We start from the raw sequence: 16,368 nt of genomic DNA on the forward strand, positions 1-16,368 counted from the left end.
GCTAAACTTTTTTTGAGCGATTGAAAAATTAGGGCTGACACCTATTGCAGGAGTCAGCCCTAAATGGTTATTTTGGTGTCGCCAAACAATCCATGAATAACCATGAGTAAAAGTAGTAATTTCTTCGGACAGCCGATATATGGACAGCTGATAAAATCACTCAATCGTGAAAAAATTGTTGAATTCAGCCGAAAACACGGCGGAGAGAAGTATGTAAAGAGCTTTGACGGCTATACGCATCTGCTTACGATGCTCTATGCCGTGATCCAGCGCTTCGACTCATTGCGTGAGATAGAGACATCTATGACAGCGGAGGTTCGCAAACTGCACCATGTCGGAATTGATACTGTACCAAAGCGCAGCACCCTGTCGGATGCAAATGCCCGACGGTCAGAGAAGTTCTTTGAGGATGTCTATCGCGACCTGTATGCAGCCAACAAAGACATTCTTTCATCGGACAGCAGACGCAACGGCACGGAAGAGTGGATAAAGCAGCTTAGGATTATCGATTCCACTACAATCACATTGTTCTCCAACGCTATTTTCAAGGGCGTTGGTCGACACCCCAAGACGGGAAAGAAGAAAGGCGGCATAAAGGTACACTCTGTCATACACGCCAACGAGGGGGTTCCCTGCGATGTGCAGTTCACTTCGGCGGCCACCAATGACTCTTTCATGCTTGCTCCGAGCCATTACAGCCACAACGAGATAGTCGCTCTTGACCGCGCCTATATCAATTATGCCAAATTTGAGGAACTGACGGACCGTGGCGTTGTATATGTCACCAAAATGAAGAAAAACCTCAGTTATGAGGTACTTGTAGACTGTATGTGCAGGTTCAACTGGCAAGTGCAAAATTAGCGATTTGTTTGAAGAACTCGGTTTTCGGGTTTGAAAAACCAAGTTTTTTCCGAGGCCTTAAGTTCAGTTTCTTTGCCACGTTTTTGATGTATAGGTCAGTGAAATCATTGAAATTTGACTTTTTGGGGATGTATTGACGGATGAGTTTGTTGATGTTTTCGACCGCTCCTTTCTGCCATGAGCAGTAGCTGTCGGCAAAGTAAACAGTCACATCATCAAGACCTTTGATGCGTAATCCGGCGGTTATGTCGAGGTGTGCCGCGAACTCGCTGCCGTTGTCAGTAGTGATGGTTTTAAGATATTTACGGTATGCGTACAGCATTCTCACGACAGTCTTTGACAATGGCTTGGCTCTTTTTCCGTAAGGTAGTTTCTCCATCATCACAAAGCCAGTCATGCGTTCAAGCAGCACTAGAATCGCGTGCCCGTAGGCATCAACAATAAGATCCATCTCAAAATCGCCAAAGCGTTTGCCGTCGGCCTCGGCCGGTCTGTCGTGTATGCTTGTGCGGTTTGGTATGTTGGTGGCTTTAGTGGGTTTGCGTTCGCCTTTTGGTCGTCGTCGGAAGTCGGGATGTCTGCGGTGACGGCGCAGTTCTCCGCTTTCATCAGCGTTTATAATGTTGTAAATGGTCTGTATGGATACGGAAACGCCTTCCTTGGCCAACACGCCACGAATTTGTTCTGGTGACCATTGGTGGTCAATAATCATCTGTTTTATACGCCACACCAACACGCTGTCGAGCTTCTTGTTGGATGTGGTGCGCTTTCTGCGTTCAAGGGCTTTGGCATGAGCCTTTTCCCACAGATAGTGGCCTTTGGTTGTGGAATTGCGCTTCAGTTCACGACAAAGTGTTGATTGACTGCACCCTACAATGAGGGCGATTTCTTTTCTTGGAGTTTTTCTTTGCAGTAAGGCGAAAATTTGCGACCTTTGCTGCGAGGTTAATTGTCTGTACATTAGCAATACAAAATTAGTTAATCTCAGGGAGACTTCGGTCTCCTTTTTTATTTTGTATTGCCAGTATGTTCTGCTGCTGTCCGCTCTTGGGGGCGGTTTAGGCCGCCCCCGCCGCTTGGGCATCCCCTCGCCAGAAGGAGTGAGGAGAATGAATAATTCCTAGCTCAAAGTTTTGCACTTCGATTTGGAATCTTCACTTGTAGACTGTATGCATCAGAATCCGCAGGGACTGATGGAATACCGTGAACAGGTCGTGGTGTTCCGTAAAGACGGTATAAACCACATCGCCAGAATAATTACATACGTTGACATCAAGAAGAACGGGAAGCCAAAACTCATATCGCTTCTGACCAACGACTTCGACATGCCGCCAGAGACAATCGTGGCGATATACCGCCGCCGATGGCAGATAGAGTCTCTTTTCAAGCAGATCAAACAGAACTTCCCCTTGAGATACTTCTATGGCGAGAGCGCCAACGCCATCAAAATCCAGATATGGGTTACACTCATCGCAAATCTGCTGCTGTCAGTACTTCAAAGCAAACTCGAAAGACGTTGGAGCTTCTCAGGGCTTGCTACAATCGTCAGAATTGTGCTGATGTATTACCTGAATCTCGAAAAGTTCCTCAATCAGCCCGATGCAGACCTGAAAATCATGCTCGCCGAAGCATCGGAATCGCCTCCCGAAGTTCCTGAAAACTGCTGAGGGGGCTTGTCAAATACAAAAAGTAAGCCCAACTTCTGCCGTTCAGGAAGTTGGACTCGCCTTTTTATGGTTTAGCGGACAGTAATATAAAGCAATGCAGGGTTGGTCGAGATGACCGGCCCTGCATTGTTTATGGCTGCTTCTGCTCTGCGCCGTAAAGTAGGGGGGAAGGGCGGTTTCAGCCCAAAGTGCGCCTGGATATGAATTCTGCGAAAGTGTCTTTGTAGCTTTCGGATACCGGGATCTGTGTGCGCCCGAAAATGATGCGGTTGCGCTCAATTACTTTGATTCTGGATAGATTTACAATGTATGACCGGTGGACACGCATGAATAAGTCGGAAGGCAGCGTCTGTTCGAGCGCTTTCATACTCAGGAGTGTCATTATGGATTTCTCTGATCCTTCGACGTAGATTTTGACGTAGTCTTTCAAGCCTTCGATATAGAGGATGTCGGCGATGCGGACCTGCACCAGCTTGTATTCGCTTTTGACGATTATATATTCTCCTGCCTTTTCCGGTGAAGAGACCTGCGATTGCAGTTTTGAGGAATCGGACTGGTGTTTCATCTCGTACCAGGCAAGGGCGCGCCTTGCGGCTGCAAGAAATTCCTCGTAGCTGACCGGTTTGAGCAGATAGTCGAGTGCGTTGACCCGGAAACCTTCAACCGCGTAGTCTGAATATGCCGTAGTAAATATGATGCGGGTGTCGGCAGGGATGATCCGGGCAAATTCGATGCCGTTCAGCTGGGGCATCTGTATGTCGAGAAATACGATGTCGATATCGTTGTTGAGAATGGTGTAGATAGCGTCGCGAGGCGATGAAAATTCGCCAGCGATTTCAAGAAACGGTGTCTTTTCGATATATGAACGGATGAGGCCTGATGCCAGGGGCTCGTCGTCGATCACGCAACAGCGAAGGGTCTGCATAGGTCGGTGGTTTATTGAGATGGGAGACTGATTTTATTTGAGAGTTGACGGTATGCTCAGCCAGACCTGATAGAGGCCGTCGGCAGTAGTGACTTTCAGCTCGGCTGCCTGGCCGTAGATCAGGTGTAGCCGACGGCGAAGATTGACCATGCCGATTCCTCCTGACGGGGTGGATGTGTTGTGCTCACGGTTTTTGTCTGATGGGATGTGTCCGTTGGATGTATGGCATTCTATGCGGTTGCCGTCAGCGCGGATGTGGATGGTCAGAGGTATTTCGGGTGTATGGATGCCGTGTTTGAATACGTTCTCAATGAGTGTGATGAACAGCAGGGGGGCAACTCGCATGTCCTGTCTGCCATTACTGTCGATGTCAAGCCTGACATCGAGTTTGATAGCGGAGTTAAGTCTGAGCCGCATGAGGCTGATATAGTTCGTGATAAAGTCAAATTCCTGCTTTATTGAGACTGAGGTGGGATTGTCATAAAGCACGAAACGCAGCAGCCTGCTCAGTTTGTGGACTGCTTCCTGGGCCTTTTCCGGGGAGATGGCTATGAGTGCGTAGATTGAGTTGAGTGTGTTGAATAGAAAGTGGGGGTTGAGCTGGCTTTTCAGGTTTTTCAGTTCCTCTTCATGCTGTGCGCTGATCAGGTCTCTCTGTTTGCGGTCAAGCATAAGCCATTTGTCGCCGAGACGCAGAGCGGTTGCGAGTCCGATGACGAGGATCACCATAACCAGGTCGCGCGACATGATGCTGACCCATTTTGCTATGTAGATTCCTTCTGACAGATGAAGATGTTTGGTCTTCGGTGCTTTTCCTCCGAGAAATTCACGGAAGCGCCACACCAGATAGATGAGGATCATGGCTACAATTATAAGCAGTAGGTTTGATGCCACGAACCTGACAACCCGATGAGGCTTGTCAAGCGACTTTTCAATGATCCAGTAATAATTTATGTAGAAAACAGCGATATACACAAGGGCTTTGGCATAGACCCATAGTCGCAATGGATGGGCCGGAGAGGAGAGTGAGGTCAGCACCTCCGGAAGTATGAACAGTATGGTTATGCAGAGCAGGTGAGTCAGGAATGTGGTGATGCGCTGCCGGGTAAGAATTTCACTCATAGATCACAAAAATAATTATTTTTGACCAAAGTGGCAAAATTATTGGACGTCACAGGATTTTCAATCGACAAAAGTATCGTGAAAGCATCGTGATGACAAACCGGGTCATGAAGTCGCAGAGAGATGTGGTGATAAGGTGATTTAGAGTAACTGTTCAGCGAATCGAACACCCCTCTTATTGTGGAGCGGGGTCTGAGTGAATCGTATAAGCTGCCCCGGAAATGATGAACGGGTGCCGACATTCGGTCAGCACCCGTTCACGGAGTATTGCGTTGTTATGACTTTCTTGGCCGGGAGGATTAGTCCTGGTTGAGGTTTACGCGCTTGAACGCAACAGCGACAAGGCCTTTGCGGGTCTGTTCGAGGAACTGACCTACAGAAAGCTTGCTGTCCTGAACATATTCCTGTTCCATGAGGCAGCTTTCTTTGAAGAACTTGTTGAGACGACCGTTGGCGATGTTCTGGATCATGGCCTCAGGGAGGTTGGCAGCTTTTGCTTCAGCTGTTTCTTTCATGATCTGACGAGCCTTGGTTGCATCTTCTTCAGTGATCCAGCCCTTGGTGATGTTGGATTCGATGTGGTCTTCAGAGTCGAAGTGGTTGGGGTTGAGACCAGCTTTCTTGAGAGCGGCTTCAACGGCCTTCTTGATCTGTTCCTGCTTGGTCTTTTCAACGGCGACGGCGATTTCCTGGTCGATAGTGGCCTGGGGAACGTCTTCGCGGCTGCAGGCAACGGGGTTCATAGATGCGATCTGCATGCAGATTTCGCGGCCTACCTGGGCGTCAACGTCGGGGAGGTTGAAGCCTACGATAGCGGCGAGCTTGTTGTTGAAGTGGTTGTAAGCTGCGGTAGTGGGAGCTTCAACTACTTCATAAGCGCCGATTTCGGTCTTTTCGCCGGTTTTGCCTGACTCTTCGGTCACGAGGTCGGCGACAGTGATGCCGTCAACGGTGATGGCCTTGAGTTCGTCGACAGTCTTGCAGCGGTTTTCAACTGCGATGTCGAGGAGTTTTTTGGCGAGAGAAACGAAGCCTTCGTTCTTGGCAACGAAGTCAGTCTCGCAGTTGAGGGCGAGGATAGCAGCGAAGTTTCCTTCGTTCTTTGAGAGAACGCATCCTTCTGCGGCGTTGCGGTCTTCACGCTTTGCTGCTACAGCCTGACCTTTCTTGCGGAGGATCTCAACGGCTGCTTCGATGTCGCCGTCAGTTTCGGCGAGGGCCTTTTTGCAGTCCATCAAACCGGCGCTTGTGAGGTGGCGCAGTTTGGTGATTTCTGCCATTGTAACTGCCATAGTATAGTGGGAGTTTAGAATGTTTGTGAAAAGAGTGGATTGATTATTCGGCTGCTTCGGCAACTTCGGCAACTTCAGTTTCAGCTACTTCAGCTTCGCCTTCGCCCTTGCGGCTCACGCGGCGACGTTCGCGGCGGGGAGCTGCGTCAGAGTTTTCAGCAGATGCTTTTTCGTCAGCCTTCTCTACTTTGCGTTCCTCAAGACCTTCGCTGATTGATTCGCATACGGTTGAGAGGATGAGGTCGATAGACTTTGATGCGTCATCGTTTGCGGGGATAACGAAGTCTACGTTTGAAGGATCGGAGTTGGTGTCGACGATAGCGAAAACGGGAATACCGAGACGGTTTGCTTCGGCAACGGCGATGTGCTCCTTGCAAACGTCAACTACGAACAGAGCCGAGGGAAGACGGTTGAGGTCAGCGATTGAGCCAAGGTTCTTTTCGAGTTTGGCGCGCTGACGGGTGATCTGGAGTTTTTCGCGCTTCGAGAGGTTGTCGAAAGTGCCGTCTTTTGTCATCTTGTCGATGGCGGTCATTTTCTTCACGGCCTTGCGGATGGTCGGGAAGTTGGTGAGCATACCGCCGGGCCAGCGTTCGATGACGTAGGGCATGTTGACGCTCTGAGCCTTGTCGGCGATGATTTCCTTGGCCTGCTTTTTGGTAGCTACGAAGAGGATCTTCTTGCCGCCCTTGGCGATGTTGCGGAGAGCTGCAGCAGCTTCTTCAAGTTTGGCCTGGGTCTTATAGAGGTCTATGATGTGGATACCGTTGCGCTCCATGAAGATGTAGGGCGCCATTGCAGGATTCCATTTTCTTTTCATGTGGCCAAAATGGCAACCTGCTTCGAGGAGTTGGTCAAAATTGGGTGTTGACATGATTTGTTGTTGGGTTGTTTACGTTCTTTTGACAAATTACAACCGGAGAGTAGGGAACGTGTCCATCTCAGCGGTTTAGATACTAAACACTTGAGGAGAGTCTGAAATTGAATATTAACGCTTGGAGAACTGGAAGCGCTTGCGGGCTTTGGGACGACCGGGCTTCTTGCGTTCAACAACGCGCGGGTCGCGGGTCATGAAGCCTTCTACGCGGAGTGTGTGCTTGTCTTCGGGGTTGATCTTGACGAGAGCGCGGGCAATAGCGAGACGGAGTGCTTCAGCCTGGCCTTTGTAACCGCCGCCGTTGAGGTTGACCTTGATGTCATACTTTTCAACAACGTCAAGTGTTGACAGAGGCTGTTTGACGATGTACTGAAGGATGGAAGAGGGGAAGTACACATCGAGGGCGCGTTTGTTGATGGTGATTTGACCGTTTCCTTCTTTAACGATCACGCGAGCTACGGCTGCTTTACGGCGGCCAACTGCATTAACTGATTCCATTCTTCAATTATTTAATTTTGTTGATGTCGATAACTACGGGATTCTGTGCTTCGTGGGGGTGGTTGGGACCATTGTAAACGTGCATGTTTTCAATGATGGCACGGCCCATGCGGTTTTTGGGGAGCATACCTTTCATCACTTTGGTGAAGAGGGGATGGTAGCCGGGTTTGATGTGCTTGTTCAGAGACTTCTTCATCATGATTTCGGGAGTAGCCGTGCGCTGTCCGCCGGGATAGCCGGTGTATGAGAGGTATTCACGGTCAGTCCATTTCTTGCCGGTGAGGCGAACCTTGTCGGCGTTGATGATGATGACGTTGTCGCCACACTCGATGTTGGGAGAGTAGCTGGGTTTGTTTTTGCCACGGAGAATGAGGGCAACTTTTGCACAAAGACGGCCGAGCACTTGGTCGGTAGCGTCAACAACGACCCAGTTGCGTTCAACGTTTGCTGCGTTGGGGTAAGGGTCTTATAACTTAAAGTATCCACGTTAAATGTTTAATTAATAGATAGTTACTTTTTGACTGCATCAGGGCTTCGCTTGGCCAAAAGCTTGGTCCTGAAACTGTCTGGTTTATTAATTGGACATAATCGGTGTGCAAAGGTAGTGATTTTGTGTGGATTGACAATCGGGGTTTATGTTTTTTTAACAAACGCTTTATTCTACAGATGACTGATTCTATATTGTGGGGTGTGCCCGACGGGCGATGATAATATAGCGTAAATCGGGTTGATTTTATTTCATATTATTATAATGTGGTATTCCGCCGGTCTGTCCGGTGGAAAATTTGCCTGCAAAATGGTTTGGAGGGAATTATAATTTAAGTTAAATTTGCGCTGTTATAATTCTATTGACAATGACTTTTTCAAAAACGAAACTCTGGATGTCGAGCCGTGATTATATCATGATCACGCTTGCCGCTTTGATTTATGGTTTTGGCTTCTCGGCTTTTATTCTTCCGGAGAAGGTTGTGATAGGTGGTGTCACCGGTCTTGGTACGATTGTCTATTTTCTTACCGGGAATCCTTATCTGATCGGTATCACACAGTATGCCATAAACATAGTGCTGCTTGTGATTGCCTGGAAGGTTGTCGGCCGAGCCTTTGTCTATAAGACTCTTTACGGTGCTACTGCGATTTCGCTGGTGGTCACTCTTATGCCTCCGCTATTCTCGGGCGCATTGGTGCCGGGCCAGCCGTTTATGAATGTGTGTATCGGTTCGGTTCTGTCAGGCATAGCCCTTGGTATTGTTTTCACTCATAACGGCAGTACGGGTGGAACGGATATCGTTGCGGCTATTGTGGCGAAAAAGACTAATGTGACTGTGGGCCGTACTATGCTTTATGTCGATTTTGCGATCATTTCTTCAAGCTATCTGTTTTTCCATGATATAACAAGGGTGGTCTACGGCTTTATTGTGCTGTTTATTCTGACCTACATGCTGGATCTGATTATAAACTCAAACCGTCAGGCGGTTCAGTTTATCATTGTTTCCAAGCACTGGGAGCGGATTGCAAATGCTATAAACAAGTATCCGCGACGCGGTGTGACTGTGCTTGACGGCATGGGCTGGTATTCAAAGCAGCCGGTCAAACTCTTGCTGGTGGTGTGCCGCAAAATGGAGGCTGTGACAGTGTTTCGTGTGGTCAAGGATCTTGATCCGAATGCTTTCATTACCCAGGCTAATGTAAACGGTGCTTACGGCGAGGGGTTTGATCAGCTGAAATTTCGGCCTGATCATGAGCTGAGCCGTAAGCTTGAGGCTGACAAGAGCTGCGGGACGCCGGAATAGATAGCAAAGCATTACTGCCGCGGTATTGGCTATTTGCGGTAGTAGTAACAAATGTTGGTATAACTTTATCTTGGTCTGATTATATTTGTTTATGGATATTTGGATTGTCTATGATTCACTTATTTTTTTGAGTATTTTCTGACCGGTGATGGTATGACGGTATAAAACCACAGCGGCGTAATCTCGGTTGATGATTACGCCGCTGTGGTTTTATGTGTTGCGCTTATCGCTTTTTTACGGAAGCAGGTTGTATTTGCGGAATATTTTTGTTATTGTTTCGAGTGCGCGGTCCACCTGCTCCATTGTGTGTGTGGCCATCAGTGAGAAGCGGATGAGTGTGTCGGTGGGGGCTACGGCAGGCGAAACTACCGGATTGACGAAGATTCCTTCTTCAAGAAGATCGCGTGTGATGGCGAATGTCTTGAAGTCATCGCGGATGAAGAGCGGAATGATGGGAGTCGATGTGTTGCCGATCTCGAATCCCATGTTGCGGAATCCGTCAAGCGCATGGTTTGTGAGTTTCCAGAGGTTTTCCTGGCGTTCGGGCTCGGCTTTCATTATCTCCAGAGCTTTGAGGGCTGCGGCGGTAGATGCCGGGGTGATGCTGGCGGTGAAGATGTAGGAGCGTGAATGGTGGCGCAGGAAGTTGGTGATCTCCTTGTTTGTGGCTATGAAGCCGCCGAGTGATGCGAATGACTTGGAGAATGTGCCCATGATGAGATCTACGTCATCGGCCACTCCGTAGTGGTGGCATACTCCTCGGCCGCCTTCGCCGAACACGCCGATGCCGTGGGCTTCGTCCATCATGACGCTGGCGTTGTATTTCTTCGCAAGTTTTACGATTTCGCGCACATTTGCCACATCGCCTTCCATTGAGAAGACGCTGTCGCTGACGATGAGTTTGACCTTGTCGGGGTCACATCGCTGGAGCTGCTTTTCGAGCGACTCCATGTCGTTGTGCTTGTATTTGAACTGCTGGCTGAATGACAGGCGGCGTCCTTCTATGATCGAGGCATGGTCCTGTTCGTCCCACAGGATGTAGTCTTCGCGTCCGGTAAGGGCTGAGACTACTCCGAGGTTTACTTCGAATCCGGTTGAGTAGACCATTACGTCTTCTTTGCCTATATATTCAGCAAGAGCTGCTTCGAGCTGCTTGTGGAGATCCAGGGTTCCGTTTAGAAACGGAGATCCGGCGCACCCCGTGCCGTATTTGCGGGTGGCTTCGATGGCTGCTTCTTTGATGCGGGGGTCATTGACGAGACCGGTGTAGCAGTTTGATCCGAACATCAATACTTTCTTGCCGTCAATGATTACCTCAGGATCCTGTTCGCTCGAAATGGCGCGGAAGTAGGGGTAAACCCCGGCGGCTTTTGCTTCCTGAGGAGCTGTGTATCTGGATAGTTTTTGTTGTAGTAAGTTCATAAAATAGTAAGAAAACGCTTATGCCGCGATTGTGAATATTTTCTTGGTCTTTTTGCAGTGTGCAAAGGTAGAAAAATTTTCACACTTTTATACAATTGGCGATTGCTTTTGGGTGTTAATTTTGCTAAACGAGGCTTCTCGATGGCTATTTTTCTTGTGTTTTTGGTGCTTATAGGTAACAATGTGTCGGGTTTTACCTATATTTTTCTTAATTTTGCACTTGCTCTAAACTTGAACTATAATGGAACAAACTCAAAATAAGGAAATCAAACGCACGGTTCTTGATTATGATGACATTGTCGGTATGGCTCCTTTTCTGAAGGGGAAGAGGCGTCTGGTCGGCTGGTTGATGAAGCTGCTCTCTGTCGATAAGGTCAACTGGATTCACAGTCATAACTTCGACACTCCGGGGCCGCAGTTCTGCCGCGGTCTGCTTGAAGATCTCAATATAAAGCTGCGTATCGACAATGAAAAGGTGCTCGATAATCTGCCTGAAGGAGCATTCATAACCATAAGCAACCATCCGTTCGGCGCGCTTGACGGAATCACGCTTATTGATATAATCGGTCGTCGCCGCCCGAAATTCAAGGTAATGGTGAATATGATCCTGAATTATATCGTGGCGATGCGTCCCAATTTTATTGCGGTCGACCAGACGGCGAGCGATGATCCGGCCAAGAAGGCAGTGTCGATGAAGGGTATAAAAGAGGCGATAATGCAGGTGCGCAGGGGGGAGCCGATCGGGTTCTTTCCGGCGGGAGCTGTTGGCAATTATAACAAGCATCTTAAGTTTGAGGATCGCGAGTGGCGCGAGTCGATCATCCGTCTTATCCAGCAGCTGAAGGTGCCGGTGATTCCGATTTTCTTTCATGGCTACAATAGCTGGTGGTTCCGTTTCCTTGGTATAGTCTCATGGCAGATCCGCACTCTGAGATTGCCGGCCGAGGTGTTCCGCAGGAAAAACAGCACGATCCATATCTCGGTCGGAGATCCGATTACACCCGAAGAAATCGAAGCTCATTCAGGTTCGATAAAGGAGCTTGGGGATTTCTTGCGTGAGAAAACCTATTGCCTGCAGTCAATCAAATGATGACTGGCTTTGCCTCTGATTGTGTCGTCTAATTTTTGAAGAGTTACTTATGCAGATTAATCTTCAGGAACTGCCTGATGAGATAGTTCAGGCCAAACAGCGCTATGGGATTGTCGGCAATGCGCCCGGCCTTTTGGCTGCGGTGTCGCGGGCCATCCAGGTTGCGCCGATTGATCTTTCGGTTCTTGTGACCGGCGAGAGCGGTACCGGCAAGGAGTTTTTTCCGAAGATAATTCACGGTTTCTCGCCACGGAAACATAACAAATACATAGCTGTCAACTGCGGGGCCATTCCGGAGGGTACGATTGATTCGGAACTTTTCGGTCATGAGAAAGGCTCGTTTACCGGTGCGGTATCTTCGCGAAAAGGATATTTCGAGGAGGCCGATGGCGGCACTATATTTCTCGACGAAGTGGCGGAGTTGCCTCTCACCACTCAGGCGCGACTGCTGAGAGTGCTTGAGAGCGGCGAGTTTCTGAAAGTGGGTTCTTCTACAGTTCAGAAGTCAAACGTGCGCATTGTGGCGGCTACTAATGTTGACATGGCAAAAGCCGTAGCTGATGGTCGCTTCAGAGAGGATCTGTATTATCGATTGTCAACGGTGTCTATTCACATCCCTCCGCTTCGCGACCGTGGGGCGGATATCGCACTTCTGGCGCGTAAGTTTGCTTCGGATTTTTCTGAACGCTATGCGATGCCGGCGGTGGCGCTTGACGAAAGCGCGCGCGGGGTACTGATGAGATATCGCTGGCCCGGCAATGTAAGGCAGCTGAAAAATGTGGTCGAACAGATTGCTTTATTTGAGTCAGGTCGTGAAGTCGGAGCTGACGATGTGATGTCGTTCCTTCCAGCCGGAAGCCTCAATTATGTCCCTGTGGCCTCTTCTGTTGATCCGCATCATGATTATGCTTCTGAACGCGAAGCTCTTTTCGGGATGATATTGCGTCTTCAGCAGCAGATCGAGGCTCTTAATTCGCGGATTGAGGCTCTGGATAATGGCGGATCTGCTTCTCGTGGCACATCATATCAGTCTATCGAAGAGGTTGAACCATCTGAGAGCCTGGTAAGGTCGATAGTGAAGTTTCAGCCCTTTGCCTCGCCATTGAACCGTGACGTTATAGTTGCAGACTCTGTTCCGTCTTTCCGCTCCGGTGGGATGGGAGATGTTGTGCCTGCTACTCTTGAAGAAACCGAGCGTGACACAATCCGTCGGGCTCTTGAACGTAATGGCGGAAAGCGCAAAGACGCTGCCAGAGAACTGAAAATATCCGAGCGTACTCTCTATCGCAAAATCAAGGAGTATGGCATTGAATAGAGATTTGGATGGTATTTGGAAAAAAGCAGGGCCGAAATTTCACTGATGAAATTTCGGCCCTGCTTTTTATATTTATATTATGGTGTTGATTACTGTGTCTGCAGACGCAGTACCCGGATGCCTGTCAGTTGGTGGGCTTTGCGCATGTATTCTGTCAGCGGGAGCTTATCGATGACAACTTTGTCTTCTTTTGATGATGCGTGTAGCAGATGTGGGCCGTCTTTTTCTATTACGAGTATCCCGACATGGCTCACGTCAAGACCGTTTGTCTTTGTGGTGAGTGCCACTATGTCACCTCCTTTGAGTGCGTTGATGATTGGTTTGCTTGAGAGGCGGGCCGATTTGATGTAGGGGAATCGGTGAGATCTGTAGCCAACCTCCATGTTCTTGATTCCTTCAAATGTGGCGGAGTCGCTGAGAGCCGGGTATTTTGAACGGTTGCGCGACATAAAGTCGAGGGTCTTGATCTGAACGTCTGATTGAGGTATTCTGTCGGTTACATCTTTTATATAGCCACGGTGTGTATTTGTTATCACCCAGTCACTGATATAGTGTAGGCGCGAGGCATATCCGTCGGCGTATCCGTTACGATAGCGGATTGTTTCAAGCATGTCCAGAAAGTCAATCCATGAGCAGCGGTGGTTTTCTACCGTTAGCGCCAAGGCTACTACCGTTTCCACGAAAGTGGTACAATCCATTTCTTCCAGATTTACCGTGAGCGCTTCAGGTGATCCTTCGAGTGTTCCGGATTTATATGGAGTGCCTATAAATTCGCGACCGATGAATTCGACTAACTGATTCGGATTGCTGGCGCATAGATCGGTGGCTTTGACTAGGATTCTGGTTATGGTTGTGGTGTCGGTCGCTTCGTTGTGCCATCTCACTTCGCGTGGGTCTGATGCGAGAACATTGGCGGGCAATATAATAAGTAATAATATAAATATAATATAGGTGTAGGCTTTGTTCATGGTTGCGCTTGGCTTTCTTGGTTCTTTTATTGTATTGTTGAGTTGAATGCGGAATTGTGTAGCCCAAAATTACTCAAAAGTTCCGTCTTAGCCAAATTGAGATGTCGTTTTGGAGCGTATTTGTTAAAATAGGGTGGGATAAAACCTCAAAATCGCGCTTAAGTGTTAAAATTCTGTTAAAACACCGTGAAATATTTGGAAGGAATTGGGGAAATGTCTACCTTTGCACTCGCTTTTGAGAAGCAAGGCCTGCAGCGGCAGACTGATAGAAGATATAACGCTGGAAATGGTAGATCGGTTTGCCGGTCAAATCTTAAGAAAGGTTAAAATCTTCAGAAAAGTTTGCGAGATTCAAATAAAGGTTGTACCTTTGCAAAGTTTTCCACTGGCCACCACGGCGATCGAGAAAGCAATGAGAGAACATTGAAAGATTTACAATAGACATGGAAGTAGTACAAGGGTCATTTTTAGGAAATGCACTCTGTCAATTTCAAAGTTAGATCGCAATAGATTGAACGGACATCCACTGACGGACCGGGCAGACATTCGGTTTTTGACGGTTGTTTCTGTGAAAGCAAAAGAAATAACAGAACAAACGGCCTGTATTTTAGCTTTGCTTTTTTTAATAAAGAAGAAAAGAAAAATATATAGACAACAACGAAGAGTTTGATCCTGGCTCAGGATGAACGCTAGCGACAGGCTTAACACATGCAAGTCGAGGGGCAGCGGGGAGGTAGCAATACTTCCGCCGGCGACCGGCGCACGGGTGAGTAACACGTATGGAACCTGCCCGTAGCAGGGGGATAAGCGGAAGAAATTCCGTCTAATACCGCGTAATAACTCCGAGAGGCATCTCATGGAGTTTAAAGGGTAACACCGGCTACGGATGGCCATGCGGCGCATTAGCTAGTTGGCGGGGTAACGGCCCACCAAGGCGACGATGCGTAGGGGTTCTGAGAGGAAGGTCCCCCACACTGGTACTGAGACACGGACCAGACTCCTACGGGAGGCAGCAGTGAGGAATATTGGTCAATGGGCGCGAGCCTGAACCAGCCAAGTCGCGTGAGGGAAGACGGTCCTATGGATTGTAAACCTCTTTTGTCGGGGAGCAAAAGACGCCACGCGTGGCGTTCCGAGAGTACCCGAAGAAAAAGCATCGGCTAACTCCGTGCCAGCAGCCGCGGTAATACGGAGGATGCGAGCGTTATCCGGATTTATTGGGTTTAAAGGGTGCGCAGGCGGAAGATCAAGTCAGCGGTAAAATTGAGAGGCTCAACCTCTTCGAGCCGTTGAAACTGGTTTTCTTGAGTGAGCGAGAAGTATGCGGAATGCGTGGTGTAGCGGTGAAATGCATAGATATCACGCAGAACTCCGATTGCGAAGGCAGCATACCGGCGCTCAACTGACGCTCATGCACGAAAGTGTGGGTATCGAACAGGATTAGATACCCTGGTAGTCCACACAGTAAACGATGAATACTAATTGTTCGGGGAGAATGATCCCTGAGTGATACAGCGAAAGCGTTAAGTATTCCACCTGGGGAGTACGCCGGCAACGGTGAAACTCAAAGGAATTGACGGGGGCCCGCACAAGCGGAGGAACATGTGGTTTAATTCGATGATACGCGAGGAACCTTACCCGGGCTCAAACGACACAGGAATACTTTTGAAAGGAGGTAGCTCTACGGAGCCTGTGTCGAGGTGCTGCATGGTTGTCGTCAGCTCGTGCCGTGAGGTGTCGGCTTAAGTGCCATAACGAGCGCAACCCCCATCGCCAGTTACCAGCAAGTCAAGTTGGGGACTCTGGCGAGACTGCCGGCGCAAGCTGTGAGGAAGGCGGGGATGACGTCAAATCAGCACGGCCCTTACGTCCGGGGCGACACACGTGTTACAATGGCAGGTACAGAGAGAAGCAATGCGGCGACGCAAAGCGGAACTTGAAAGCCTGTCTCAGTTCGGATTGGAGTCTGCAACTCGACTCCATGAAGCTGGATTCGCTAGTAATCGCGCATCAGCCATGGCGCGGTGAATACGTTCCCGGGCCTTGTACACACCGCCCGTCAAGCCATGGAAGCCGGGAGTGCCTGAAGTGTGCAACCGCAAGGAGCGCCCTAAGGTAAAACTGGTGACTGGGGCTAAGTCGTAACAAGGTAGCCGTACCGGAAGGTGCGGCTGGAACACCTCCTTTCTGGAGCGGAAACAACGCCAAGCGTCAGTTTCCCGAAACTCCCGGACCGGAGATGTCCGCAGCGACTGACTTATGAAAAGAGTGACAAGCCGGAAGATGCTCCGGTACTGCTTTCAGCGTTCTATTGACCTTATAACCGGAATTTTTTTCCGGCTAAAAGGGGGATTAGCTCAGCTGGCTAGAGCACCTGCTTTGCAAGCAGGGGGTCAACGGTTCGAATCCGTTATTCTCCACTCAAAAAAGAGGACATTGACATATTGGAAGCGAAGAAGATACAATCTTCAAGCAAACACAACGAGTAAATCAAATCAAGCGAAACACGAGGTAACAAACTTCGCGTTTCTGAAATCAGAC

12 protein-coding genes, 1 tRNA gene, 1 rRNA gene and 2 pseudogenes are annotated in these 16,368 nt (G+C 48.9%); 7 read left to right on the forward strand and 9 right to left on the reverse strand.

What is annotated here, in order from left to right:
• Window positions 1-102: 102 nt before the first annotated feature.
• Window positions 103-825: pseudogene (locus E7745_RS06525) on the forward strand (DUF4372 domain-containing protein); the annotation flags it as partial.
• Window positions 826-838: 13 nt separating this feature from the next.
• Here the strand turns inward: E7745_RS06525 and E7745_RS06530 are convergent.
• Window positions 839-1,822 (reverse strand): IS30 family transposase, encoded by a 984-nt coding sequence (locus tag E7745_RS06530; RefSeq protein ID WP_136408456.1) that lies wholly within the window; start codon window positions 1,820-1,822, stop codon window positions 839-841.
• Window positions 1,823-2,006: 184 nt separating this feature from the next.
• Between E7745_RS06530 and E7745_RS06535 the strand changes: the two genes are divergently transcribed.
• Window positions 2,007-2,528 carry a transposase gene (locus tag E7745_RS06535; protein WP_370291879.1) on the forward strand — a complete coding sequence of 174 codons (522 nt, stop codon included), beginning with the start codon at window positions 2,007-2,009 and terminating at the stop codon, window positions 2,526-2,528.
• A 178-nt stretch (window positions 2,529-2,706) separates the two neighbouring features.
• Here the strand turns inward: E7745_RS06535 and E7745_RS06540 are convergent, their stop codons facing one another.
• The 6 genes and pseudogenes from E7745_RS06540 to rplM form a co-directional block, all read right to left on the reverse strand.
• On the reverse strand, window positions 2,707-3,453 hold the full coding sequence (locus tag E7745_RS06540) for a LytTR family DNA-binding domain-containing protein (protein WP_136408500.1): 747 nt from the start codon (window positions 3,451-3,453) through the stop codon (window positions 2,707-2,709).
• A gap of 33 nt (window positions 3,454-3,486) precedes the next feature.
• Window positions 3,487-4,575 (reverse strand): sensor histidine kinase, encoded by a 1,089-nt coding sequence (locus E7745_RS06545; protein ID WP_107033027.1) that lies wholly within the window; start codon window positions 4,573-4,575, stop codon window positions 3,487-3,489.
• 299 nt (window positions 4,576-4,874) lie between these two features.
• Entirely contained in the window at window positions 4,875-5,867 is a 993-nt protein-coding gene (gene tsf / locus E7745_RS06550) for a translation elongation factor Ts (protein WP_107033028.1), read from the reverse strand.
• A gap of 43 nt (window positions 5,868-5,910) precedes the next feature.
• Window positions 5,911-6,741 carry a 30S ribosomal protein S2 gene (gene rpsB, locus E7745_RS06555; protein ID WP_107033029.1) on the reverse strand — a complete coding sequence of 277 codons (831 nt, stop codon included), beginning with the start codon at window positions 6,739-6,741 and terminating at the stop codon, window positions 5,911-5,913.
• A gap of 114 nt (window positions 6,742-6,855) precedes the next feature.
• Complete coding sequence (rpsI, locus tag E7745_RS06560) at window positions 6,856-7,242, reverse strand: 30S ribosomal protein S9 (protein WP_107033030.1); 387 nt, start codon at window positions 7,240-7,242, stop codon at window positions 6,856-6,858.
• A 7-nt stretch (window positions 7,243-7,249) separates the two neighbouring features.
• A pseudogene (gene rplM, locus E7745_RS06565) lies at window positions 7,250-7,728 on the reverse strand (50S ribosomal protein L13).
• A 368-nt stretch (window positions 7,729-8,096) separates the two neighbouring features.
• Here rplM and E7745_RS06570 point away from each other — a divergent pair.
• On the forward strand, window positions 8,097-9,032 hold the full coding sequence (locus E7745_RS06570; RefSeq protein WP_107033032.1) for a YitT family protein: 936 nt from the start codon (window positions 8,097-8,099) through the stop codon (window positions 9,030-9,032).
• Window positions 9,033-9,266: 234 nt separating this feature from the next.
• On the opposite strand, the gene E7745_RS06575 is transcribed toward E7745_RS06570, so the two are convergent.
• On the reverse strand, window positions 9,267-10,454 hold the full coding sequence (locus E7745_RS06575; RefSeq protein ID WP_107033033.1) for an aminotransferase class I/II-fold pyridoxal phosphate-dependent enzyme: 1,188 nt from the start codon (window positions 10,452-10,454) through the stop codon (window positions 9,267-9,269).
• Window positions 10,455-10,695: 241 nt separating this feature from the next.
• On the opposite strand from E7745_RS06575, the gene E7745_RS06580 reads away from it, so the two are divergent.
• Entirely contained in the window at window positions 10,696-11,544 is an 849-nt protein-coding gene (locus E7745_RS06580) for a lysophospholipid acyltransferase family protein (RefSeq protein ID WP_107033034.1), read from the forward strand.
• A 49-nt stretch (window positions 11,545-11,593) separates the two neighbouring features.
• Window positions 11,594-12,859 carry a sigma-54-dependent Fis family transcriptional regulator gene (locus E7745_RS06585; protein ID WP_107033035.1) on the forward strand — a complete coding sequence of 422 codons (1,266 nt, stop codon included), beginning with the start codon at window positions 11,594-11,596 and terminating at the stop codon, window positions 12,857-12,859.
• Window positions 12,860-12,948: 89 nt separating this feature from the next.
• Here E7745_RS06585 and E7745_RS06590 read toward each other — a convergent pair whose 3' ends face one another.
• Window positions 12,949-13,827 (reverse strand): N-acetylmuramoyl-L-alanine amidase-like domain-containing protein, encoded by an 879-nt coding sequence (locus E7745_RS06590; RefSeq protein ID WP_124076283.1) that lies wholly within the window; start codon window positions 13,825-13,827, stop codon window positions 12,949-12,951.
• Window positions 13,828-14,481: 654 nt separating this feature from the next.
• Here E7745_RS06590 and E7745_RS06595 point away from each other — a divergent pair.
• Both E7745_RS06595 and E7745_RS06600 read left to right on the forward strand, forming a co-directional pair.
• Window positions 14,482-16,014, forward strand: a 16S ribosomal RNA gene (locus E7745_RS06595).
• Between the two features lie 159 nt (window positions 16,015-16,173).
• A tRNA-Ala gene (locus E7745_RS06600) sits at window positions 16,174-16,247 on the forward strand.
• The last annotated feature ends 121 nt before the right edge of the window (window positions 16,248-16,368 follow it).

The sequence above is a fragment of the Duncaniella sp. C9 genome (genome assembly GCF_004803935.1).
GTDB classification, from domain to species: domain Bacteria; phylum Bacteroidota; class Bacteroidia; order Bacteroidales; family Muribaculaceae; genus Duncaniella; species Duncaniella muris.

What these genes read in the sequence shown, in the direction of transcription:
- E7745_RS06530 (WP_136408456.1), bottom strand. Translation starts at nt 1,822, where the DNA reads ATGTACAGACAATTAACCTCGCAGCAAAGGTCGCAAATTTTCGCCTTA.
- E7745_RS06540 (WP_136408500.1), bottom strand. Translation starts at nt 3,453, where the DNA reads ATGCAGACCCTTCGCTGTTGCGTGATCGACGACGAGCCCCTGGCATCA.
- E7745_RS06545 (WP_107033027.1), bottom strand. Translation starts at nt 4,575, where the DNA reads ATGAGTGAAATTCTTACCCGGCAGCGCATCACCACATTCCTGACTCAC.
- tsf (WP_107033028.1), bottom strand. Translation starts at nt 5,867, where the DNA reads ATGGCAGTTACAATGGCAGAAATCACCAAACTGCGCCACCTCACAAGC.
- rpsB (WP_107033029.1), bottom strand. Translation starts at nt 6,741, where the DNA reads ATGTCAACACCCAATTTTGACCAACTCCTCGAAGCAGGTTGCCATTTT.
- rpsI (WP_107033030.1), bottom strand. Translation starts at nt 7,242, where the DNA reads ATGGAATCAGTTAATGCAGTTGGCCGCCGTAAAGCAGCCGTAGCTCGC.
- E7745_RS06570 (WP_107033032.1), top strand. Translation starts at nt 8,097, where the DNA reads ATGACTTTTTCAAAAACGAAACTCTGGATGTCGAGCCGTGATTATATC.
- E7745_RS06575 (WP_107033033.1), bottom strand. Translation starts at nt 10,454, where the DNA reads ATGAACTTACTACAACAAAAACTATCCAGATACACAGCTCCTCAGGAA.
- E7745_RS06580 (WP_107033034.1), top strand. Translation starts at nt 10,696, where the DNA reads ATGGAACAAACTCAAAATAAGGAAATCAAACGCACGGTTCTTGATTAT.
- E7745_RS06585 (WP_107033035.1), top strand. Translation starts at nt 11,594, where the DNA reads ATGCAGATTAATCTTCAGGAACTGCCTGATGAGATAGTTCAGGCCAAA.
- E7745_RS06590 (WP_124076283.1), bottom strand. Translation starts at nt 13,827, where the DNA reads ATGAACAAAGCCTACACCTATATTATATTTATATTATTACTTATTATA.